The sequence below is a fragment of the Candidatus Caldatribacterium sp. SIUC1 genome (assembly GCF_051549785.1).
GTDB lineage: Bacteria > Atribacterota > Atribacteria > Atribacterales > Caldatribacteriaceae > Caldatribacterium.
This window is the reverse complement of sequence record NZ_CP189974.1, coordinates 433131-454398: the sequence shown is the minus strand read 5'-3', so window position 1 is coordinate 454398 and position 21268 is coordinate 433131. Positions and strand designations below refer to the sequence as shown.

Here is a 21268-nt window from a genome sequence, read left to right as displayed (position 1 = left end):
CGAGCAAAAGGGTGTAAAGGCCTGGATTCTCAAGAAGAGACGCGACAGAGAATGTGGTACAATTCCTCAAAGGAGAGCTTCCTTCAAGGACCTTTGGAGGTGAGGGAGGGTATGGAGTACTTTCTGGGAATTGATGTGGGAACGACAGGGTGCAAGGTTGTCCTTATCGACGAGAGGGGGGAGCTCCGGGGGAAGAGCGTGGCCGAGTACCCTCTGTACACCCCTCGCCCGAACTGGGCCGAGCAGAATCCTGAAGACTGGTGGCAGGGGACGGTGCAGGCGCTCAAAAAGGTTTTAGAGATTTCGGGGATTGACCCCAGGGATGTCTCCGGTATCGGCCTCACAGGCCAGATGCACGGCTCAGTCTTTCTGAACGACAGGGGAGAGGTCCTTCGCCCAGCGATTCTCTGGTGCGACCAGCGGACGGCTCGGGAATGCCAGGAAATCACAGAAAAAGTCGGTCTTGAGCGCATCATGAGCATTAACTGTAACCCTGTTCTTCCCGGCTTCACCGCCCCGAAAATCCTCTGGGTGAAGAACAACGAACCGGAGGTCTACCGGAAGATTGCCAAGGTGCTCCTCCCCAAGGATTACGTTCGTTTCCGGCTTTCAGGAGAGTTTGCCACCGATGTCTCCGATGCTTCGGGAACCTCCCTCTTTGATGTTCCCAAGAGACAGTGGTCGGAAGAGCTCATTAGGGCTTTGGATTTCTCTCCCTCCTGGTTCCCACCCTCCTTTGAGTCGCCTGAGGTGACGGGGCGTATAAAGCGGGAGGTCGCAGAGCTTCTGGGGATGCGGGAGGACGTCCTTGTGGTTGCCGGTGGCGGGGATAATGCGGCGGGGGCCATCGGTACGGGTATTGTGAGGTCCGGACTGGTCTCGGCAAGCATCGGTACCTCGGGAGTGGTGTTCGCCTTTAGCGACGAGGTTCGGGTGGATCCAAAAGGTCGGGTGCACACCTTCTGCCATGCGGTTCCCGGGAAATGGCACGTCATGGGCGTGATGCTTTCGGCGGGGGGTTCTCTCCGGTGGTTCCGGGACGTTTTAGGGCTTGAAGAGAAGAACGTGGCTATGATCCTTGAAAAGGACGCGTATGAACTTCTGAGCGAAGAGGCGGAAAAATCGGTTCCCGGAGCCGAAGGGCTGCTCTTTCTTCCTTATCTCACCGGGGAACGAACGCCTCATGCGGACCCCTTTGCCCGGGGAGTCTTCTTTGGCCTCACCCTGAAGCACCGCAAGAACGACCTTGTCCGGGCGGTGATGGAGGGGGTGACCTTCGGGATGCGGGACTCCTTCGAAATCATCCGGGAGATGGGCATCCCCATTGAGGAAGTCCGGGCTATCGGTGGTGGAGCAAGGAGCCCGCTCTGGCGGAAAATCCAGGCTGCGGTGTACCAGGTGCCCCTCTTTGGCGTGAAAGTGGACGAGGGTCCGGCGTTTGGCGCTGCCCTCCTTGCCGCTGTGGGGCGAGGGGTCTTCTGGAGCGTCGAGGAAGCTTGTGCCCGGGCTGTGGCGGTGACTGAAAAGGTCCTCCCCGATGAACACCTTGTGGCAAGGTACGAGCACCTCTACCGTATCTGGCGGGACCTCTATCCGGCACTGGCTCCGTTCTACCGGAGAATTGCGGAGTGAGGTGATGGACTTTGGTGTCTCTCGACAAAAAGGCACTGTGCCTTGGGGAACTCCTCATCGATTTCGTTTCCACCGCAAGCGGTGTGACTCTAAAGGATGCCCCAGGATTCGAGAAGGCTCCCGGGGGGGCTCCGGCCAACGTCGCGGTGGGGCTGGCCAAACTCGGGATTGAGGCCTACTTCATCGGGAAGGTGGGGAAGGACGCCTTTGGAGAGTTTTTACGGGAGACCCTGGCCCGAAACGGCGTTAACACCCGCTTCCTCACCATGACAGAAAAGGCCAAAACCACCCTGGCCTTCGTTTCCCTCACGAAGGAAGGCGAACGGGATTTCGTCTTCTACCGGGACCCAGGAGCAGACACCCTTCTTGACCAAAGCGACATCACCGAGGAATGCTTTCAGGGGAGCGGGGTCTTCCATTTTGGTTCCATCACCATGACCCATGAACCCGCCTGCAGCGCAACCCTGAAAGCCCTGGGGCTTGCCGAAAAGTACGGGTACCTCATATCCTTTGACCCCAACCTCAGGTTGCAGCTCTGGAAGGACCCTGAGGAAGCCCGGTTCCGCATGCGCCAGGGACTTGAGAAAACCCATGTCCTCAAGGTGAACGAGGAAGAAGCGAGATTCATTGCTGCAAGCGAAAGCCTTGAGGGGGCCCTGGCATTCTTGCAGGAGCGGTACCGTCTTGCTCTCATTGCGGTGACGCTGGGGAAGAAGGGGTGCCTTGTGGTCAGTGGAAAAAGTCGGCTCGAGGTCCCCGGGTTTTCCGTGGCTACGGTAGACACTACAGGAGCAGGGGATGGATTCGTCGCCGGACTCCTGAGCTCTCTGTACATGTTCTGGAAGGATCTCCGGGATGGGAAGGACATCCCCGAAGACGCACTGTACCACGCAGCACGGCGGGCTAACGCTGTTGGTGCGCTCACCACAACCAGAAAGGGTGCCATCCCGGCCCTGCCGACCCAGGAAGAAGTGGAGATTTTCTTGGAGGAGCATCCCCTGTGATTGTCGTTCTCTGCGCTAATCCGGCGCTCGATCGCCTCCTTGTCCTTGATGAGGTCGTCCTTAACGAGGTCCACCGGGCAAGGGACGTCACCGTGACTCCCGGGGGAAAGGGGGTAAACGTGGCCCGGGCAATTCACCGGGCCGGTGGGAAGGCGAAGCTCCTCCTTTTCCTTGGAGGGAGAGTGGGGGAGATGATGGTCGAGGGTCTACGAGAGGAAAACCTTGACTTTTCCTTCTGGCCGCTTCAGGGGGAGACGCGAATCACCACCGTCCTTCATGAAGAGAAAACCGGGCGGCACACGGTCGTGAACGAACCCGGACCTGTGGTACCTCTTGCTCAGGCGGTGCAATGCCTCCGCTTTTTTGAGGAGCACCTTGGGGAGGGAGATTACCTCATTCTTTCGGGGTCACTCCCCCGGGGATTGCGGGTCGATTTCTACGCAGAGTGTGCAAGAAGGGCCTCAAGAAAAGGCGTGCGGGTAGTCGTGGACACCTCGGGGGAACCGCTGAGGAGGGCTTTGCAAAATCCGCTATTTATGGTAAAACCGAATGTGAGAGAAGCTGAAGAGGTTCTCGGTTTTCCCATCCGTTCCTTCGAAGATAAGCTCAGGGCTGTGGCCCTCTTTGAGGAAAAGGGAGTGGCATGCGTGGTGCTCTCTGACGGTCCCCGGGGAATTGTGGCTTCCTGGAAGGGGAAGCGGTGGTCTGTAGGGCTCAAGGAGGCCGTCCATGGGGAGTATTTCATCGGTTCAGGGGATACCCTCGTCGGGGTGCTCGTTCTTCGTCTTTCCCAGGGGACACCTTTTGCGGAGGCCCTTCGCTTTGCTACGGCCTGTGGTCTTGCCAACACCTTCTCAAGGGGCGCCGGAGTTTTTGACCCTGCTATGGTTCCACGGTGCCTGGAAGCCGTTACAGTAGAGCCAATTCCATAAGATGGGGAGGTTGAAGCGGTGGAAATCGTGGTGCGAGGGAAAAACGTTGAAATCACGGACTTTATCCGGGACCATGTGACGAAGAAACTCGCAAAGCTCGAGCGTTTCTTCAAGCGCATTTTGGATGCAACGGTGCACTTCTACTCAGAACGTGGACGAATGAGGGTTGAGGTCACCATGACCGCAAGTGGGGTGGTGCTCCGGGGAGAAGGGGACGGGCCCGACTGGAGAACGGCCTTTGATGAAGTTCTGGAGAAGCTCGAGCGCCAGGTGAAGCGCCACAAGGAGAAACTCGAGCGTAAAGGCCTCTTGAGGAAAGAGGAACTCGTGGCACTTGAAGAGATCCCCGGTGAGACCGAGGAGGAAATGAAAGTCTCTGACCGGGTGGTCAAGGTAAAAGAATTCGTCCTTCGCCCCATGAGCCTTGAGGACGCGATTCTCCAGATGGAACTCCTGGGGCACACCTTTTTCGTTTTCAAGGACCTTGATAAAGAGAAGGTCCAGGTGGTATATAAGAGGAAAGACGGGAATTATGGTCTCATCGACCTTGTCTACTGAGCCATGGCAAAGGGCATCGATACCCGGGCTTTAGAGAGAGCCATTGAGTGCCTTGAAGGTGTCCTCAATGCCAGGGTTGTGGGGGAGACGGCCATCGAGGAAATCCACGTCCTGGCCCGGCCCACGAAATCTCCCAAGCTCCTTGTCCGGGATATCGAGACCTTGCTTAAAGCCCGCTTTGGCCTTGATGTGGACCACAAGAAAGTGAGTGTCGTTACCTTTGATCTTGAAGGGGAAACCCGGTGGTTTGTTCCCCGCCTGGTTCTCTGGGGCCTGGGGTGGAAGAAGACCCCTGACACCGTCCAGGTCGAGGTTGAGGTGAAGCTTGGGGAGCGAACCTACAAGGGGGTGGCTTCAGAGAGCGCCTCCCGGGTTCGAAGCCATGCTTTTCTGGTTGCCAGGGCGACGCTCAACTGCCTCAATCAGATCGTGGGGGATACCCTTTTTGTGCTCCATAACGTCTCCACGCACCAGCTTGGAGACATCGAGGTCGTCCTGACTTTTGTGGACTACGCCCGGCCCGGGGCAAGAAGAGAAGAGGACCTCCTTGTGGGGACGGCCCTGGTGCGGGAGGATATCTACGAGGCTGTTGCCCGGGCAACCCTTGATGCCGTCAACCGGAAACTCGTGTTCCACATAGAGCGTTTTGAGGAGGAAGAGGGTGGGCCAACAGCGTCTTCACCATGAGCGGAGCGGTGGCCATCCCCGAAAAGCGGAAGGGGATGAGAAACACATGAAGGAGGGTCCACAATGGCGAAGGTCCTGAGCGTGCTCCTTGGCCTGCTGGCCATCATCCTCGCCAGCGGGGCTGGTTTGACCTGGAGATAAACCTTTGACCTTCCCTGTTGGCCCACCCTGAAGGGTGGCGTTGATGAAGCGTTTGGTATTTTTTTTCTATCTGTGTTGTGTCATTGGGGTGGGCCTTGGAATTCTGGGATTTTCTGTTCTTCGCCTTTCCTGGTCGCCTCACCTTTTCTCGCTCTTTGTAACTTTCACCATCTTGACTCTTGTAGCGGAACTCCTCCCGGTGTACCTGCGGCCTGAGGCGGCCATCTCAGTGAGCTTTGCTCCTCTTTACGCTGTAATCCTTCTTTCCTCACCCTTTTTGGCTACTCTCATCGCCTTTGTGGCGGCATTTTTTGGAACTTTGAAGTCCCGATGGTACAAAAGCCTTTTCAACGGTGCCCAGTACGCCATTTCGGCTTTCCTCTCTGGTCTTGTCTTCGAGCGCCTGGGGGGGTACGGTTTCCACTGGAATGAACCCCTCTTTTACCTTGCGGTTGGGACTTCCATAGGTGTCTTCTTCTTCTCCAATTTCCTTCTGGTCCTTGGGGCGGTATCCTTCGCAAGCAGGACTCCTCTTTTCCTCCTCTGGAAGCGGGATATCAGCGGTATTCTGTTCCAGTACTTTGCTCTCTTCCCTTTTTCCCTTCTCCTGTACTTTGTCTATAGCTACGTAGGCTATGTGGGTATCGCCCTCTTCTTCCTGCCCCTTCTTGTGGCCCGGTACTCCTTCAAGCTCTTCGTGGACACAAAGAGAATGCACCTTGAGCTTCTGCGGGCCCTTACCGCGGCAGTGGACGCCAAGGACCCCTACACCCGGGGACACTCTGCCCGGGTGGCCCAGCTCGCCCTTTGTATTGCCGACCGCCTGAACCTTTCGGGGAGGGAGAAAGAGGTCATCGAGTACGCCGCCATTCTCCACGACGTGGGGAAAATCGGCATCACCGATGCCATTTTGAGTAAACCCGGGAAGCTGAGCCCCGAGGAGTACCGGGTCATCCGGGAACACCCTCTCATCGGGTACCGGATTGTGAAGGATGTGGATTTCTTGCGGCGGGTAGCGGAAATCATCCTCACGCACCATGAGCGCTGCAACGGCCATGGGTACCCGGAGGGTCGAAAAATGGAGGAGATTCCCCTTGAGGCCCGGATTGTGGCCGTTGCCGATGTCTTCGACGCCTTAACCTCGGAACGCCCCTACCGGAGGGCATACACGGTAGATGAGGCGCTGGAAATCATGGAGAACGAAGAAGAGGGGCACTTCGACCCTAAAATCCTTGCAGTTCTCAAAGACCTCGTCCTTTCGGGAGCATGGCACCGTGATTCTCCTTGACTTTTTCCTCGCTGGACTCCTCCTTGGGTTGCTTTCTGGTGGGAAGCTCACGCGACTTTCCCGGGTGCCGTTACCGTTTTTCTGGGTGGTGGTGGCAGGATTCGGCGTTCGCTTTGCCGCCTTTGGCCTTCGGGCGAGCTTCGTTCCTCTTTTGCAGACCTTCGGCATGGCCCTCGTTTTTGCAGGGACGATTCTTGGGATTCGGCTTTTCGGGATGCCTCTCGTGAGCCTGGGAGCCTTCCTGAATTTCCTTGTGGTCCTTGCCAACGGGGGACGAATGCCTGCCTCGGCTGAAGTCGCCGAGCGTCTTGGCCTTGTGACCATCGCCGGGCACCTCAGGGCAGGTCGTTACCCGGAGTATGTCCTCATGAGTCCCTCGACCCGCCTGAACTTCCTCGGGGATGTTATCCCGTATTGCTCTTTCGTTTTTCGTCGGGCCTTCGTGGCGAGTATCGGAGATTACCTCCTGGGGGTCGGGATTTTCCTGGTGCTCTTCCATTACCTCCGGAAGGGGGGAGAGGATGGAACGAAAGATTAGCAAAGCGGTGCTTCCGGTGGCGGGGCTTGGAGTGCGGCTTTTGCCGGCGACCAAAACCCAGCCCAAGGAAATGCTCCCCATTGTGGATCGGCCGGCAGTCCAGTACGTGGTGGAGGAGGCTGTGGCGTCGGGTATTGAGAACCTGCTTTTTGTGACCGGGCGGGGGAAACGGGCGATTGAGGACTACTTTGACTTTGCGGTGGAGCTTGAGCAGGAGCTCAAAAACCGGGGCAAGGAACACCTCCTTGAGGAAATCCGCGGGGTGGGGAACTCCGCTCACATCTTCTACGTCCGGCAGAAATCCCCTCGGGGTCTTGGCGATGCCGTGTGGCAGGCGAAAGCCTTCGTGGGAGAAGAGCCCTTTGCCGTCCTTCTTCCTGATGACATCATCGTGAGTGAAACCCCCTGTCTTGCCCAGATGCTTCGCCTTTTCTCGGACCGTCCCGGGGTCTACGTAGCCCTCATCGAGGTTCCAAGAGAGGAGGTAGCCCAGTGGGGGATTGTGAAGGGGAGGGAGATTGCCCCCCGACTGTATGCCATTGAGGATCTTGTGGAAAAGCCGGAACCCGAGGAAGCGCCCTCAACCCTTGCGGTGGTGGGGCGGTACATCCTGTCCCCCTCGATTTTCGACGCCCTGGCACAGACCCCTCCTGGGAAAGGCGGAGAGGTTCAACTCACCGATGCCATCCGGAGGCTTCTTGAGAAAGAACCGGTATACGGGTATCGCTTTGCGGGGGAGTACTTCGGAGTGGGGAGTAAAATCGGCTACCTCAAGGCCAACGTGGCCTTTGCCCTGCGCCGGGAAGACCTGGCACCGGAGTTTCGGGCTTTCCTTCGAGACCTTGTGGAGAGGGGGCTTGTGTAGTGGAAATCACTTTCTTTGGCGCCACCCGTGAAGTGACCGGCTCTTGTTCCCTTGTTCGGGGGAAAGACGTCACCTTCCTCGTTGACTGTGGCATGTTCCAAGGAGGGGAAAGAAACCGGAATGCGCCACCCTTCCCCTTTGTTCCCCGGGACATCGACTTTGTCCTCCTCACCCATGCCCACCTGGACCACTCGGGGAGAATTCCTCTCCTTGTCCGGGAAGGTTTCCGGGGGAAAATCTACGCCACCCTTCCCACCATAGAGCTCTGTCGGATTCTCTTCTACGACACCGTAAAGCTCATGAGAGAGGAAGTGGAACGGGAGAACCGTCGCCGGAGGCGCTCGGGAAAGCCGGAGATTGCTCCGCTTTTCGGGGAAGAGGAAGTGGAAAGAGCCCTGGGACTCTTCGAGCCAGTGGGATACGACGAAATTGCCGAGGAAAAAGGCGTGACGTTCGTCTTCCGGGATGCCGCCCATATCCTCGGGGCTGCGGTGCTTGAGGTCTGGGGTGAAGGGACAAAGGTGGTTTTTTCGGGGGACATCGGGCAGTTCGGAAACGTCATGGAGGGCTCTCCCCCGATTGTTGAGGAAGCCGACTTTGTGGTTATAGAGTCGACTTACGGGAATCGCCGCCACAAAACCCTTGAGGAAACCCGGAGAGAGTTCGCCCAGGTCATGCAGGACGCCATGGGGACCTGCGGCAAGGTCCTCATCCCCACCTTTGTGGTGGACCGGGCCCAGCGGGTCCTTTACGAGATTCGCCTGCTCCGGGACTCTATAGGGTTGCATTGCCCGGTGTACTTTGACAGCCCTCTGGGGAAGCAAACAACCGACATCTACCTCAAGTACCGGCACCTCCTCTCAGGGGAGCTGGAGAGACTCCATCTTCAGGAAGACAATCCCTTTGGGTTTCCGGGTTTGACCTACGTCACCACCCCTGAGGAGTCGAAGGCCTTGAACGACCTTGACCACGCCATTATCCTCGCAGGAAGCGGCATGTGCACGGGTGGGCGCATTCTCCATCACCTGAAGCACAACCTCTTTAAAGCAACGACCACCGTGGTCTTTGTGGGCTTCCAGTCCCGGGGGACGCTGGGACGGGCACTGGTTGATGGGGCAAAGCTCGTCCACATCTTCGATGAGGACATTGCCGTTCGGGCCCGTATCGCCACCATCAACGGCTTTTCCGCCCATGGAGACCAGGAGGACCTCCTCCGGTGGGTGGGGTATTTCAAGAGCCGTCCCGTTTTTCTCGTCACCCATGGAGAAGAGGAGATTGCGGAGGCCTTTGCCCAGGCTCTGCGCAAGAAAGGTTTTGAGGCTATAGTCCCTGCCTTTGGGGACACCGTGGACCTCCCCCGGAGGACCGTTGTGGCCGTTCCCCAGATGCCCGAAAAGGAAGACATCATCAAGAGGCTTGAGAGGGAGATTCAGAAACTCCGCGAAAGAACCCTCGCCCGGGAAAGCGAAGTCCTCCTGCAGTCGGCTCTGATCCTTCTTGAGGAGGCCGGACGACGGAGCACCTCAGCCGATGAACTCCCGAAGGATGGAGTTTGAGGGGACAAAGGACGGGTTGAGGAGCATGAAGTGATTGAGGAAGGAATACAGGCGGTAGGCCTCGAGGTAACTCGGACTCTCAGGGGTGATGGCCCGCAGGAGTGCCTCGGCGTACTGGCGGAGGATACAAAACTCGTAAATGAGCGAAGAATTGAACATAACGTCGGCCTCTTCCTGGTAGGGGAAAATGTACCTTTCCTCACCGGCCCGAACCTTCGGCCAGGTGGCAAAGACCTCCTCGGCCTTACTTCCACGGAACTGGCTGTCCCGCACGATCCGGCGGATGAGCCGGCAGTCGGTAGTGGGGATACGGTTGTGGTCGTCGATGTTGAGGGTGGTGAGGGCGCTGACGTAGATTTTGAACTTCTCCTCTTCCGGGATGTCCTGGGAGAGCCGGGGGTTCAGAGCGTGGAGCCCCTCAACGAGGATGATGCCGTCTTTTTCGAGGCGGCTGCGAATCCCCCGGGGTTCCCGTGTTCCGGTGATGAAGTTGTAGCGGGGGATTTCGACTTCCTTTCCTGCGACAAGGAGCAGCAGCTGTTCCTTGAAGAGTTCAAGATCCAGCGCTTCGGGGCTCTCGTAGTCCTGGACGGAGCCCTGGAGTTCGTGGCGGGAGAGGAAGTAGTCGTCAAGGGAGATGGTGATGGGCCTCCAACCGTTAACCCGAAGCTGCGTATAGAGCCTCCGGGTGAAAGTTGTTTTCCCCGAGGACGAAGGGCCAGCAATGAGCACGAGCTTCAGGCTTCCCTTGCGCTGGGTGATGAGGTCCGCAATCTGGGCAATCTTTTTTTCATGGAGCGCCTCGGCGATGGCGATGATTTCCTTCCCCTCTCCCCGGGCGATGGCCTCGTTCAGCTCTCCCACGTTCTCGATGTTCATGATTTTCCCCCACTGCGCCGCCTCTTTGAAGGCGCTAAAGAGCTTTGGGCGAAAGACGAACGGTGGGAGCTTTCCTGTGTCGTCTTTGGGGAACTGGACGATGAACCCCGGAGGGACAACGACAAAACCGAAGGAGGTGAGGTACCCTGTTCGGGGGCAGAGGGGACCGTAGTAATGGTCGTAGAAGTCGCCAAGGCGGTACAGGGTCACGGCCGGGGTTCTCAGGTAACGGAAAAGCCGCACCACGTCTTCCCGTCCTCTGCGGGTGTAAATGTGGATGGCTTTTTCCCAGTTGACCACTTCCCGCTCAATAGGGAGGTCCTGGGCGATGGTTTCCCGCATGACCTTCTCGACGGTCTCGAGGAGTTCCGAGAGGTTGTGCTCGGCACCCTCAACTTCACAGAAGAGCCCATCGCTCATGGAGTGGAGGACGCGGAGCCTCTTCCCAGGAAGGACCAGGGATACGGCGTAGCTTAAAAGGAAAAGCAGGCTCCGGATGTAGGTTCGCCGTCCTTCAGGGTGCCCGAAAGGGAAGAAGACCACCGCGTGGTCCTGTTCCACCCGGCTACCGAGGTCAACGATTTCTCCGTCGAGTTGTGCCGCAAGGAAGGAACGGTACTTTTCCGGGTACACTCGCCTGATGACGTCTTCAAGCGTTTCCCCGGGTGCTGCAAGAGTGGTCGTTCCGTCTCCGAGCGTGATCCGGCATTCCATGGCCTCTTCTCCTTTTTTGTATTTTATCCGAAAATAGAGAGGAGGTGAAGGCGATGTACCGGGCATACCATCTGGCACTTACTGCAAAAGATGTGGAGGACGTGCACCTTGCGCTCCTTCCCGGGGCTCCGGAGCGGGTTGAGGTTCTGGCCCGGGCCTTTGGAGAGGTGAGGATTCTTGCCGTTCACCGGGAGTTCAAAAGCGCTCTATCCGTGGGGGAGGAAGGGAAAATCCTTGTGGTCTCAACGGGTATTGGGGGACCTTCTCTGAGTATTGCCGTTGAGGAGCTGGCCCGTCTGGGGATTCGGTGGTTTATCCGGGTGGGGACCTGTGGGGCGATTCAGCCGGATATTGCGGTGGGGGACCTTGTCGTGAGCGAAGGCGCGGTTCGCCTTGATGGAGCCTCCCTCCATTACGCCCCGGTGGAGTACCCCGCGGTTTCAGACTGGAGGACGGTGGTGTTCCTTCAGGAGGCCTGTGAGGAAGCGGGGGTTCCGTACCACCTGGGCATCACCTGTTCTTCGGCGACGTTCTACCCGGGACAGGAACGGTACGATACGTTCTCCCGGTATGTTCCCCGGAGTCTCCAGGGAAGCCTCAGGGAGTGGCAGGCACTCAGAGTGCTGAACTACGAGATGGAGGTGGCAACGCTTTTTGTGCTCGCCAGGGTGTTTGGACTGAGGGCCGGAGCCGTATGTGGGGTTTTAGTGAACCGGACGAAGGAAGAGCGGGTGGCGGAGGAAGTTGTGGCAGATGTGGAGGCGCGTCTTGCCCGGGTTTCGGCACTGGCGGCGCGACGGATTCTCCGCTTTTTGGAGTCATAAAGGAGGCATACCCATGCACGAAGACTACGTTGTTCGGGTGGTAGTGGAGGGGACACAGGTCCTCGGGTACGTGGCGAGCTCCACTCGCCTTGTGGAACGGGCAAGAAGGCTCCACCGGACCACTCCTGTGGCCACGGCTGCCCTGGGGCGGGCCCTGACGCTTGTCGGGATTCTCGGCCTCACCATGAAGGAGAACCAGCGGATTTCCCTCCAGATTGAATGTCGGGGGCCTTTAGAAGGGATTCTCGTGCAAGGGAATGCGAAGGGTGAGGTTCGGGGGTATGTGTCGCAGCCCTGGGTGATTCTCCCCTCGAAAGAACAGGGAAAACTCAACGTGGAGGATGCCGTGGGAGCGGGGTCGAAGCTCCTCGTCGTGAAGGACCTGGGGTTTGGGGAACCGTATGTGGGGAGCATCACCATGCCCCGGGGTGGTATTGCCTATGACCTGGCGTACTACTTCGCCTCTTCGGAGCAATTGCCCTCAGCCTGCAGTGCCGGGGTCTACGTGGGGAAGCGAGGGAAGGTACTCTCGGCAGGAGGGTTCATCATCCACACGCCTTCGGGTACCCCGCTTGACGTCATCGACACTTTGGAAGAGAATATTTCCCGTCTCGGGCCGGTGAGCCACGAGCTTTTCCAGGGGAAAACCCCTGAGGACATTACGGCGTTCATCTTTTCCGGTCTTCCGTACCGGATTGTGGGGAAGGACCCCCTCCGGTATCGCTGCCGGTGTTCCCGCCGGAGGGCGAAAAACGTTCTCCTTCTCCTTGGCGAAAAAGAGCGACAGGAGCTTTTCGAAACCCAGGGGAAGGCAGAGGTGCACTGCGCGTTCTGCAACCGGACCTATCTCTTTTTCCCTGAAGACTTCGCCCAGGGAAGGCAGTGAGAGGAGAGTGCCCGTGCGACTTTCGAATTTCCGGGTGGATTACGAGCGGGAGCTCAACGAGGAGCAGAAACAGGTGGTCTTTGCCGGAGAAGGCCCCATGCTCGTCATTGCCGGGGCGGGAAGCGGCAAAACCCGCACCGTTACCTACCGGGTAGCCTACCTCATCGAACAGGGGGTACCTCCGGAGTCCATCCTCCTTGCCACCTTCACGAACAAGGCAGCCCGGGAGATGCTCCACCGGGTGGAGTGCCTCCTTGGGGTGGACATGTCCCGTCTTTTTGGGGGAACGTTCCATCACATCGGGAACCTTATCCTGCGCCGGGAAGCGAAGAAAATCGGGTACGAGCCCAACTACACCATCCTCGACCGGGAGGACCAGAAGGACCTCCTTGCGGTTTGCGTGGAGGAACTCGGTATTGATCTTACCCGGCGCCGTTTCCCTCAACCCGAGGTTTTGCTCAACGTCATCTCTTTAAGCCGGAATACCCTCAAATCCCTTGAGGACATTCTTGACAGGTACTACCCGCAGTTTCTGGAATGGTCAAGCCACGTCGCCCATCTTTTCGTCCTCTACCAGGAACGAAAAAAGCGTCTCAACGTGATGGACTACGACGACCTCCTGGTGTACTTTTTTGAGCTCCTGCGAAGTGACGAGAGGACGCGGAGGAAGTATGGCGAGCTTTTCCGGTACATTCTCGTTGACGAGTACCAGGACACCAACCTCCTCCAGGCAGCAATTGTGGACCTCCTTGCCGGGGTACACCGCAATCTCCTCGTGGTGGGGGATGACGCCCAGAGTATTTACGCCTTCCGGGGGGCGCACTTTGCCAATATCCTCGACTTCCCGAAGAGGTACCCGGACTGCAAAATCTACAAGCTCGAGACGAACTACCGGAGTACTCCAGAAATTCTGCGGTTAGCGAACGAGGTCATCACCTTCAACACCCGTCAGTTCCACAAAGTGCTGCGTCCGGTGCGGACTTCGGGGGAGAAACCTCGGGTTGTTGCTCTTCGGGACGTTTTAGAGCAGGCGGACTTTGTGGCCACGAAGATCCTGGAACTCCGGGAACGGGGGTATGCCTTAAACGACATGGCGGTGCTCTACCGGGCCCATTACCAAAGCATGGAAGTCCAGCTGGAGCTCACCCATCGGGGCATCCCCTTTGAGATTCGCTCGGGGCTCCGGTTTTTCGAGCGTGCGCACATCAAGGACGTCCTTGCGCACCTTCGCATTGTTGTGAACCCATATGATGAGATTTCCTGGAAACGGGTGCTGCGGCTTTACCCCGGCATTGGGCAAAAAACCGCAGAAATCGTCTGGCAGGTGGTTCGGGAGGCAGAGGACCCAATCTTTGCCTTGGAGCGTCCCGATGTGCTCCTTGCTCTGCCCGCTTCGGGTCGGGGAAGCGTGGAGGGTGTTCGCCGGCTCCTCGTACGCCTTGAGGACCTTGAGAAGGACCCGGCTCTGGCCATTGAGACCGTTCTTGATGGTGGGTACCGGGAATACCTCATAAGCCGGTATCCTGACGCCAGGGAACGCCTTGAGGACCTTGAAGAGCTCGCCCGCTTTGCTTCAAGGTACGCTTCCTTAGAATCGTTCCTGAGCGAGCTCGCCCTCCTTGGGGAAATGGAGGCCGAGACAGTGGTGGCGGGGGCACCTCAGGATGAGCGGGTGATCCTCTCTACCATTCACCAGGCCAAGGGACTCGAGTGGGCTTGCGTATTTGTGGTATGGCTCTGTGAGGGGGCCTTCCCCTCACCTCAATCCCTCAATGAGGAAGAGGGCCTCGAGGAAGAGCGGCGGCTCTTCTACGTTGCCTGCACCAGGGCAAAGGACCACCTCTTCCTCTGCTACCCTATCATGGCGGAGCGAGGGCGGGGGAAGACAATACTGCGCAAGCCCTCCCGTTTCCTTGAAGAACTCTCTCCTTCACTCTATGACCGATACCGGCTTCTGGGGCGGGGGTACTGATGCTTTCGCGGCGGGACTATATCTTCAACTTCTTCGTGGATTCCCTGGACTATGCCTTTTTTTCTCTGGCCCTCTCCTTTGGGTCGGTGACGACGTTCCTTCCCCTTTTTGCCAAACATCTCGGGGCCAGCAACATCGAAATCGGGCTCATCCCGGCTCTGGCGTATCTTGGGTGGTCCCTTCCTGCCCTTCCCGGAGCAAAGGTTTCCCGAAGGCTCCGGCGGAAGCTCCCTTTCCTGCTCCGGGTGACGCTTTTAGAACGTCTGCCCTTTTTCGGTGTTGCTCTGGTGGCGACGTTTCTTGCCGTTCCCTTCCCCCGCCTGGCGCTCTTTCTGGTCCTTTTGTTCCTCGGGGTGGCGTGTTCGGCCATGGGGTTTCTCGGCCCCATCTGGACGGAGATGATTGGGAAGGTCATCCATCCCTCCCGTTTCGGGCTGTATTTCGCCTGTGGGAACGGGATTGGTGCGCTCATGGGTATCTGGGGGTCGAGGTTAGCCGAGCGCTTCATCGCCACGTACCCCTTTGCCTGGAATTTCGCTCTGTGCTTCTTTCTGGCCTCTTTCGCCATGGGGGTATCGTACGTCTTCCTCTCCCTTACCCGGGAAGAGGATGGGGAGGTTGTGGATGAGAAGGGGAGTTACCTCCACTCCTTCTCCCGCATCGTCCGGGAAGATCCCAATTTCCTGCACTTCCTCATCGCCAGAGTCTTCCTGGCCCTGGGGGTTATGGGGGCGGCGTTCTATACGGTTTCGGTTCTGCAGCGCTTCGCCATTCCCGATACCTTCATCGCCCAGTACAACGCCACCCTTCTTGTGTCCCAAGCCCTCTCGAACTTCTTCTGGGGACCCCTGGGGGATAAAAAGGGGCACAAGCTTGTGGTCCTTTGCGGAGCCCTCACCATCCTCTTGAGCAATCTCTGGGCACTTTTTGCTCCTTCTCCCTGGTACTTCTTCCTCGCCTTCGGATTCCTGGGACTGAACTACAGCGCCATCTCGGTGGGTGGGATGGCGATCCTCCTCGATTTTGCTCCCAGGGACCGACGGTGGCTGTACCTGGGATGGGGGAATTTCTTCTCCGGGTTTCCAGCGTTCTTTGCTCCGATTCTCGGGGGGAAACTCGCCGATCTCTTTGGGTACGGAATGGTGTTCTGGATTTCCCTTGTGCTGAATGCTTTAGGATTTTTCTGGCTCCTTTTTGGCGTCAGAGAACCCCGGGCCTTTGAGAACTTTGCGGAGTGAAGGAAAATGCCTCACCTTCTCATGGTTCAGGGCACGGCCTCGGGAGTGGGGAAGAGCCTCCTTGTGGCAGGGCTTTTGCGGTATTTCACCCGCAAGGGCCTGCGGTGTGCCCCCTTCAAGGCTCAGAACATGTCGTTGCATTCCGGAGTGACCCCGAAAGGAGAAGAAATCGCCCGCGCGCAGATACTCCAGGCCCAGGCGGCGGGCATCCTCCCAGATGCCCGCATGAACCCGGTGCTCCTCAAACCGGAAGGAGGGGCAATCCAGGTCGTCCTTCTGGGGAAAGTCTGGGGGAGGGCCACGCCCTTTGCCCCTTTTCCCAAAGACGTATTCTGGGACGCCATAGTGGAGAGCCTTTCCTCTCTCCTTGCCGAGTACGATCTCGTCTGCGTTGAGGGTATGGGGAGTCCCGCAGAGCTCAATCTCAAGGGACGGGATTTTGCCAACATGAGCCTTGCCCGCCATTTCCACATCCCCGTGATCCTTGTGGGGGACATTGAGCGGGGTGGGGTGTTCGCCGCTTTGTATGGAACCTGGGCACTTACTCAGGAAGACCGGAGGTACTTCCGGGGGTTTGTGATCAACAAGTTCCGGGGAAGCCGAGAGATTCTTGAGCCAGGGATTCGGGAACTCGAGCGTCTTACGGGGGTTCCGGTCCTTGGGGTTGTGCCTTACACGCTCCTGAGGCTTGATGACGAAGACGGCCTGAATTTTACCTTCAGAACCAGGCCATACCGGCCGGGAATGCTCCGGATTGGCGTGGTGCAGCTTCCTCACGCTGCGAATCTCACGGATTTCAGGCCTTTAGAGCTTGAGGATGACGTGCACATTCGCTTTGTCTCCCCCCACGAAGACCTTGGAACTTTCGACCTTCTCATTCTTCCGGGGACGAAGAACACCTGTTACGATCTCCGCCTGCTCCAGGAAGCTTCTTTCGGGGAAAGGCTTACGGGTTTTCTGGCACAGGGGGGTGTGGTGCTCGGGGTGTGCGGGGGGTTCCAGATGCTTGGCAAGGTCGTTCGGGATCCCCACGGGGTGGAGGAAAAAGGGGAAGTTCGAGGCCTTGGGCTTCTCCCCCTTGAGACCGTTCTTGAGCGGGAGAAGACCCTGAGCTGGGCTTTTGGGTGTGCTCCTTGCTTTGGGGTGGAAGTTACAGGGTATGAAATCCACCACGGACGGAGTTCCCTCACCTCTTCCCAAGAACCGTTCTTCCTCCTCTGGCGGGAGGGCATGGTGTTCCCCGAGGGTGTCGTGCAGGAGGGCCGGGTCTTTGGCACCTATCTCCACGGGCTTTTCGACGAAGGAGCATTCCGGCGGGCTTTCCTCAACCATGTTCGGAAACTCCGGGGCCTTCCACCCGGAAAGGCACAGAGTCCTTCCTGGAGGGATGTTCTGGAGGCAGAGCTCGATCGCCTTGCGGATTGCTGCGCCGCGCACCTCAACATGCCGCTTGTTGAAAGGATTCTCGGTCTTTCCGAACGATAGCCTTACTCTCCCACCTGCCGCTTGCGTAGTACAGGTAGGCGATGAGGTATCCCGCCACAGGTCCGGCGACAAAGCTCACCCAGATGCCCCGCTCGGCAAGGGTGGTTAGGGATAGAAGCTTTGCCACGGGAATCCGCACAAGCCAGAGCGTGAGCAGAGTGTTCACCATGGTCTGGAAGGTATCGCCTGCACCCCGGAGGAAACCGTTGTAGGCAAACATCAGGGCGAAGGGGACGTAGGAGAAACTCACAATCCGCAAGTACTCCACGCCGATGCGAATGACCTCAGGGTCAGTGGTGAAAATCCGGATGAGCTGAGAGGCAAAGAGGAAGACGAGGAAGGAAACGGGGAGGGCGAATGAAGCGGCCACAATGGCTCCCCAGCGAGCGACCTCCCGTGCCCTTGTGAAGTTCTGGGCTCCCACGTTCTGCCCAGCAAGCGACGATATGGCAAGGCTGAAGCTCAGGGCGGGGAGAAAAGAGAACTGGTCCACTCTTGTAGCGGCGCCAAAAGCGGCCACAACGGTCTTGCCGAAGCCATTCACGATGGACATCATGGCAAGATGCCCCAGCGAAACAATGGTTTGCTGTGCTCCGGCTGGGAGCCCGAGCCGGAAGATTGTCCGCACGAATGAAGAACAGGGAATAAGGTAAGACCGCCTGAAGACGAAAAATCCCCCCCGCTGCAGAATCACCGTTCCCAGGATTGCTGAAAACCCCTGGCTTACGGTGGTGGCGATGGCTGCTCCGGCCACGCCAAGGCGTGGGAAGGGAGGAATCCCAAGGATGAGGAGGGGGTCAAGGACGATGTTGAGCGCTGTAGCGTACACGAGGAGTAGCAGCGGTGTTTTCGAATCCCCGACACCCCTAAGGACGCTCCCAATGTTGTTGTAGAGGAACATGAAGGGGAGTCCAAGGAGGAAGAAGAAAAGGTATGACGCCGCAAGCTCCGTAATGCCTGACGGTGTGCGGATGAGGGCAAGCAATGCCCGGTGTAGTACGAGTCCAGCCACCATGGCACCGGTACCAAGAACAGTAAGGAGGACTGTGGAGGCTGTGGCGGTTTGTCGCACCGCTTCTTCTTCCCTGGCGCCGAAGTACTGGGCAACCATGACGCTTGCCGCCATGCTCAGACCCGTGGTGAAGGCCACAAGGAGGAAGACAATGGGGAAGCTCACCGAGACCGCTGCCAGGGCTTCAGGCCCGAGGAACCTCCCGACCCAGATGCTGTCCACGGTGTTGTAGAAGGTCTGCAGGAGATTCCCAAGGAGCATAGGGATGGAGAAAACAATGAGATGGCGAGGGATGCTCCCCTGGGTGAAATCCGTAAGACGTCCAGCTTTCATGGTTCGTGCTCTCCTCCTCCGGTGCGTTGCTACCATTGTAGTCGACCAACCAGTCGGAATCAACCCTTTTTCTCCGTCCTGCTTCAGGTCCGAAAAGTCTCCAAGACGCGTTCTCTTTTCCCTCCCCTTTTGCTACAATAAAGATGGAGGTGAGACTCTATGAAGCGAGCGGTACTGGTCGGTGTGGTGTTCCTGCTCTCTGTGTTGCTCTTTTCGGTGGCCTGGGCGCAGAAGCCCTATGAGATTGCGGTGGTCGTCAAGATCGCCGGTATCCCCTGGTTCAACCGTATGGCCGAGGGTGTGGAGCAGGCGGCCAAGGAACTCGGGGTGAACGCGTACCTTGTGGGGCCTGCCACTGCTGATCCTGCCCCCCAGGTCCAGATGGTGGAGGACCTTGTAACCCGTGGCGTGAACGCCGTCTGTGTTGTCCCCAACGATGCCAAGGCTCTGGCTCCGGTCTTCCAGAAGGCACGGGAGAAAGGTATTGTGGTGATTACGCATGAGTCGCCTTTTGAGACCGAGGCCATCGATTGGGACGTGGAGACCATTGACAGTGTCCAGTACGGGAAGAACCCCATCGATGTCATCGTGGAGAAGCTCAAGGAGGCCGGGGAACTCGAAAAATACACCCCTGAGAATCCTGCAGGCTTCGTGATGCTTGTGGGAAGCCTCACCGTTCCGCTCCACAACTTCTGGGCAGACACAGCCCTCGCCTACGCCAAGGAGAAATATCCTTTCCTGAAGGAACTCACCTCGCGTCTCCCCACCGCCGAGTCCGTTGAGGATTCGCGAGCAGCAGTCCTTGACCTCATCACCACCTATGGCGACCAGCTTAAGGCCGTCATCGGGTGGGGAAGCCTTGGGCCGATTGGTGCTGCGCAGGCTGTGGCGGAGAAGGGCATGGAGGACAAGATTATCGTTGTGGGGAGCGCCATTCCTTCCACCGTTGCACCCTACCTCAAGACCGGGGCTGTGGACTGGGCGCAGCTTTGGGACCCGAAGGATGCCGGGTATGCTATGGTCTACATCGCCAAGCAAATCCTTGACGGTGTGGAGATCAAGGAAGGTATGGAAATCCCAGGTCTTGGCCCCATCAAGGTTGAGGGTAAGGTCATCAGCGTGAACCAGATCAAACTCATGCCCAACGCCGAGGCCGCAGAGGCTCTGGGATTCTGAGAAAAAGCGCCGGGGTAAAACCCCGGCGCTTTCTTTTGGAGTAAAGATATGCCTGAGAAGCTTCCCGTGCTCCGGCTTGCCCATATCACCAAGCGCTACGGTGGCGTTGTGGCGCTTCGGGACGTAGAGTTCTCTGTTCTTCCGGGAGAGGTCCACGGCCTTGTGGGGGAAAACGGTTCGGGGAAGAGCACCCTCGTGAAGATTGCCACAGGGGTAGTGCAGCCTGAAGAGGGTGAGATTTTCATCGAAGGACAGAAGATTTCCCGCCTCACGCCGTACCTTGCCTTCAAGCGCGGGATTCACGTAGTGCATCAGGATCTCTCGCTTTTCCCGAACCTCTCGGTGGCAGAGAACATTTTCGCCCATGAGTACATCGAGCGGCACCGGTCGTTCGTGACCTGGAAGGACATGGAGCGACGGGCTCTGGAAGTCCTTGGACGCCTCGGCGTGGAGCTTGATCCCCAGGAGATTGTAGGTCGTCTTTCCTTTGCCGACCAGCAGCTTGTGGCCATCTGCCGGGCAATTGCCAGCAGCGCCAAGCTCATCATTCTCGATGAGCCCACTTCCTCTTTGACTTTTCGGGAAGTTCAGCGGCTTTTTGGCTTCATTCGAGAGCTCAGAGCTCAGGGCATCGCCTTTGTCTTCATTAGCCATCGTCTTGATGAGGTTCTGGAAATTAGCGACGTGGTGACGGTGCTCCGGGACGGTGTAAAAGTCGGAACCTTCCCCAAAGAGGAGCTCAACAGGGTGAAGCTCTCTTTCCTCATGACGGGGAAGGAAATCACCGCAGAATCCCTGGTGACTCCCCTCCCTGAGACTCAGGAAATCCTCCGGGTGGAGCGCCTGACCCGGAGGGGGGAGTACGCTGATGTGAGCTTTACCCTGCACCAAGGGGAAATCCTCGGCCTCATCGGTCCCCGGGGGTCGGGACGGACCGAGGTGGCTCTGACCATCTTCGGCCTTCGTCCTCCGGATTCCGGGAAAATCTTCCTCGAGGGGAAGGAGGTTGTCTTCCGCTCCAACCGGGATGCCATTCGCCACGGTATTGGCTATGTTCCTGAGAATCGCCTCCTCCAAGGGCTGGTGCTCGATCAGCCTGTCGCCGATAACATTGCGGTGACGATTCTTCATGAGCTTGTGAGCCGCTCTGGTTTTCTCCATCCCTCAAGGAAAATCGCCGTTGCGGAGCGAGCTATTCGGGACTTTGGCATCAAGGCCCCGGCAGCGGACGCGCCGGTCCGGTCGCTGTCAGGGGGAAACCAGCAGAAGGTCGTCCTTTCTCGCTGGATTCTCACCGCTCCCAAGATTCTCATCCTCGATACACCGACCCACGGGGTGGATGTGGCGGCAAAGGAGAGCATCTACGAGATGGCCCTTGGCCTTGCCCGGGACCGTGGTATCGGCATTCTCTTCATCTCCGATGAGGAGCACGAGGTTCTCAAGGTTTGCCACCGGATTCTCGTCATGCGGGAGGGAAGAATTGTTCGGGAATACCGGCCCTCTGAGGTTACGGAAGAAGCCCTCCGGCGGGAAATCGTAGGATAGGAG

The 21268-nt window shown here is 58.0% G+C and carries 18 protein-coding genes; 16 read left to right on the top strand and 2 right to left on the bottom strand.

What is annotated here, in order from left to right; all coding sequences use genetic code 11:
- Positions 1-111 precede the first annotated feature (111 nt).
- The 9 genes from xylB (at position 112) to ACP6EK_RS02295 (ending at position 9201) form a co-directional block, all read left to right on the top strand.
- Complete coding sequence (xylB, locus tag ACP6EK_RS02335) at positions 112-1632, top strand: xylulokinase (protein WP_438317333.1); 1521 nt, start codon at positions 112-114, stop codon at positions 1630-1632.
- A gap of 14 nt (positions 1633-1646) precedes the next feature.
- The gene (locus ACP6EK_RS02330; protein ID WP_438318834.1) at positions 1647-2636 is read left to right on the top strand and encodes a carbohydrate kinase family protein; all 990 of its coding nucleotides are present in this window, start codon (positions 1647-1649) and stop codon (positions 2634-2636) included.
- Complete coding sequence (locus tag ACP6EK_RS02325; RefSeq protein WP_438317330.1) at positions 2633-3568, top strand: 1-phosphofructokinase family hexose kinase; 936 nt, start codon at positions 2633-2635, stop codon at positions 3566-3568. Before ACP6EK_RS02330 ends, ACP6EK_RS02325 begins: the two co-directional genes overlap by 4 nt.
- Before the next feature lie 18 nt (positions 3569-3586).
- On the top strand, positions 3587-4126 hold the full coding sequence (hpf, locus tag ACP6EK_RS02320) for a ribosome hibernation-promoting factor, HPF/YfiA family (RefSeq protein ID WP_438317327.1): 540 nt from the start codon (positions 3587-3589) through the stop codon (positions 4124-4126).
- Positions 4127-4129: 3 nt separating this feature from the next.
- Entirely contained in the window at positions 4130-4813 is a 684-nt protein-coding gene (locus ACP6EK_RS02315; protein WP_438317324.1) for a hypothetical protein, read from the top strand.
- A gap of 184 nt (positions 4814-4997) precedes the next feature.
- Positions 4998-6242, top strand: coding sequence for an HD-GYP domain-containing protein (locus ACP6EK_RS02310; RefSeq protein WP_438317321.1), 1245 nt, complete (start codon positions 4998-5000; stop codon positions 6240-6242).
- Complete coding sequence (locus tag ACP6EK_RS02305; RefSeq protein ID WP_438317319.1) at positions 6229-6780, top strand: DUF5317 domain-containing protein; 552 nt, start codon at positions 6229-6231, stop codon at positions 6778-6780. Before ACP6EK_RS02310 ends, ACP6EK_RS02305 begins: the two co-directional genes overlap by 14 nt.
- A complete protein-coding gene (gene galU / locus ACP6EK_RS02300) occupies positions 6764-7645 on the top strand; it encodes a UTP--glucose-1-phosphate uridylyltransferase GalU (RefSeq protein ID WP_438317316.1) in 882 nt (293 codons plus the stop codon). The genes ACP6EK_RS02305 and galU overlap by 17 nt, the downstream gene beginning before the upstream one ends.
- Complete coding sequence (locus ACP6EK_RS02295; protein ID WP_438317313.1) at positions 7645-9201, top strand: MBL fold metallo-hydrolase RNA specificity domain-containing protein; 1557 nt, start codon at positions 7645-7647, stop codon at positions 9199-9201. Before galU ends, ACP6EK_RS02295 begins: the two co-directional genes overlap by 1 nt.
- Here ACP6EK_RS02295 and ACP6EK_RS02290 read toward each other — a convergent pair.
- Positions 9169-10794 carry a hypothetical protein gene (locus tag ACP6EK_RS02290; protein ID WP_438317309.1) on the bottom strand — a complete coding sequence of 542 codons (1626 nt, stop codon included), beginning with the start codon at positions 10792-10794 and terminating at the stop codon, positions 9169-9171. The two genes, ACP6EK_RS02295 and ACP6EK_RS02290, sit on opposite strands and share 33 nt — an antisense overlap.
- Before the next feature lie 53 nt (positions 10795-10847).
- Here ACP6EK_RS02290 and udp point away from each other — a divergent pair, with 53 nt between their 5' ends.
- The 5 genes from udp to ACP6EK_RS02265 are packed head-to-tail and all read left to right on the top strand — an operon-like array spanning position 10848 to position 17199.
- Entirely contained in the window at positions 10848-11618 is a 771-nt protein-coding gene (gene udp, locus ACP6EK_RS02285) for a uridine phosphorylase (RefSeq protein ID WP_438317306.1), read from the top strand.
- A gap of 13 nt (positions 11619-11631) precedes the next feature.
- Positions 11632-12504 (top strand): Hsp33 family molecular chaperone HslO, encoded by an 873-nt coding sequence (gene hslO, locus ACP6EK_RS02280; RefSeq protein ID WP_438317303.1) that lies wholly within the window; start codon positions 11632-11634, stop codon positions 12502-12504.
- A gap of 13 nt (positions 12505-12517) precedes the next feature.
- A complete protein-coding gene (locus tag ACP6EK_RS02275) occupies positions 12518-14476 on the top strand; it encodes an ATP-dependent helicase (protein WP_438317301.1) in 1959 nt (652 codons plus the stop codon).
- A complete protein-coding gene (locus ACP6EK_RS02270; RefSeq protein ID WP_438317298.1) occupies positions 14476-15714 on the top strand; it encodes an MFS transporter in 1239 nt (412 codons plus the stop codon). Before ACP6EK_RS02275 ends, ACP6EK_RS02270 begins: the two co-directional genes overlap by 1 nt.
- 6 nt (positions 15715-15720) lie before the next feature.
- The gene (locus ACP6EK_RS02265; RefSeq protein WP_438317295.1) at positions 15721-17199 is read left to right on the top strand and encodes a cobyric acid synthase; all 1479 of its coding nucleotides are present in this window, start codon (positions 15721-15723) and stop codon (positions 17197-17199) included.
- On the opposite strand, the gene ACP6EK_RS02260 is transcribed toward ACP6EK_RS02265, so the two are convergent.
- Positions 17153-18544 (bottom strand): MATE family efflux transporter, encoded by a 1392-nt coding sequence (locus ACP6EK_RS02260; RefSeq protein ID WP_438317292.1) that lies wholly within the window; start codon positions 18542-18544, stop codon positions 17153-17155. The genes ACP6EK_RS02265 and ACP6EK_RS02260 overlap by 47 nt on opposite strands.
- A gap of 159 nt (positions 18545-18703) precedes the next feature.
- Here ACP6EK_RS02260 and ACP6EK_RS02255 point away from each other — a divergent pair, with 159 nt between their 5' ends.
- Positions 18704-19720 carry a substrate-binding domain-containing protein gene (locus ACP6EK_RS02255; RefSeq protein ID WP_438317289.1) on the top strand — a complete coding sequence of 339 codons (1017 nt, stop codon included), beginning with the start codon at positions 18704-18706 and terminating at the stop codon, positions 19718-19720.
- 48 nt (positions 19721-19768) lie between these two features.
- Entirely contained in the window at positions 19769-21265 is a 1497-nt protein-coding gene (locus ACP6EK_RS02250; protein WP_438317286.1) for a sugar ABC transporter ATP-binding protein, read from the top strand.
- Positions 21266-21268: the final 3 nt, after the last annotated feature.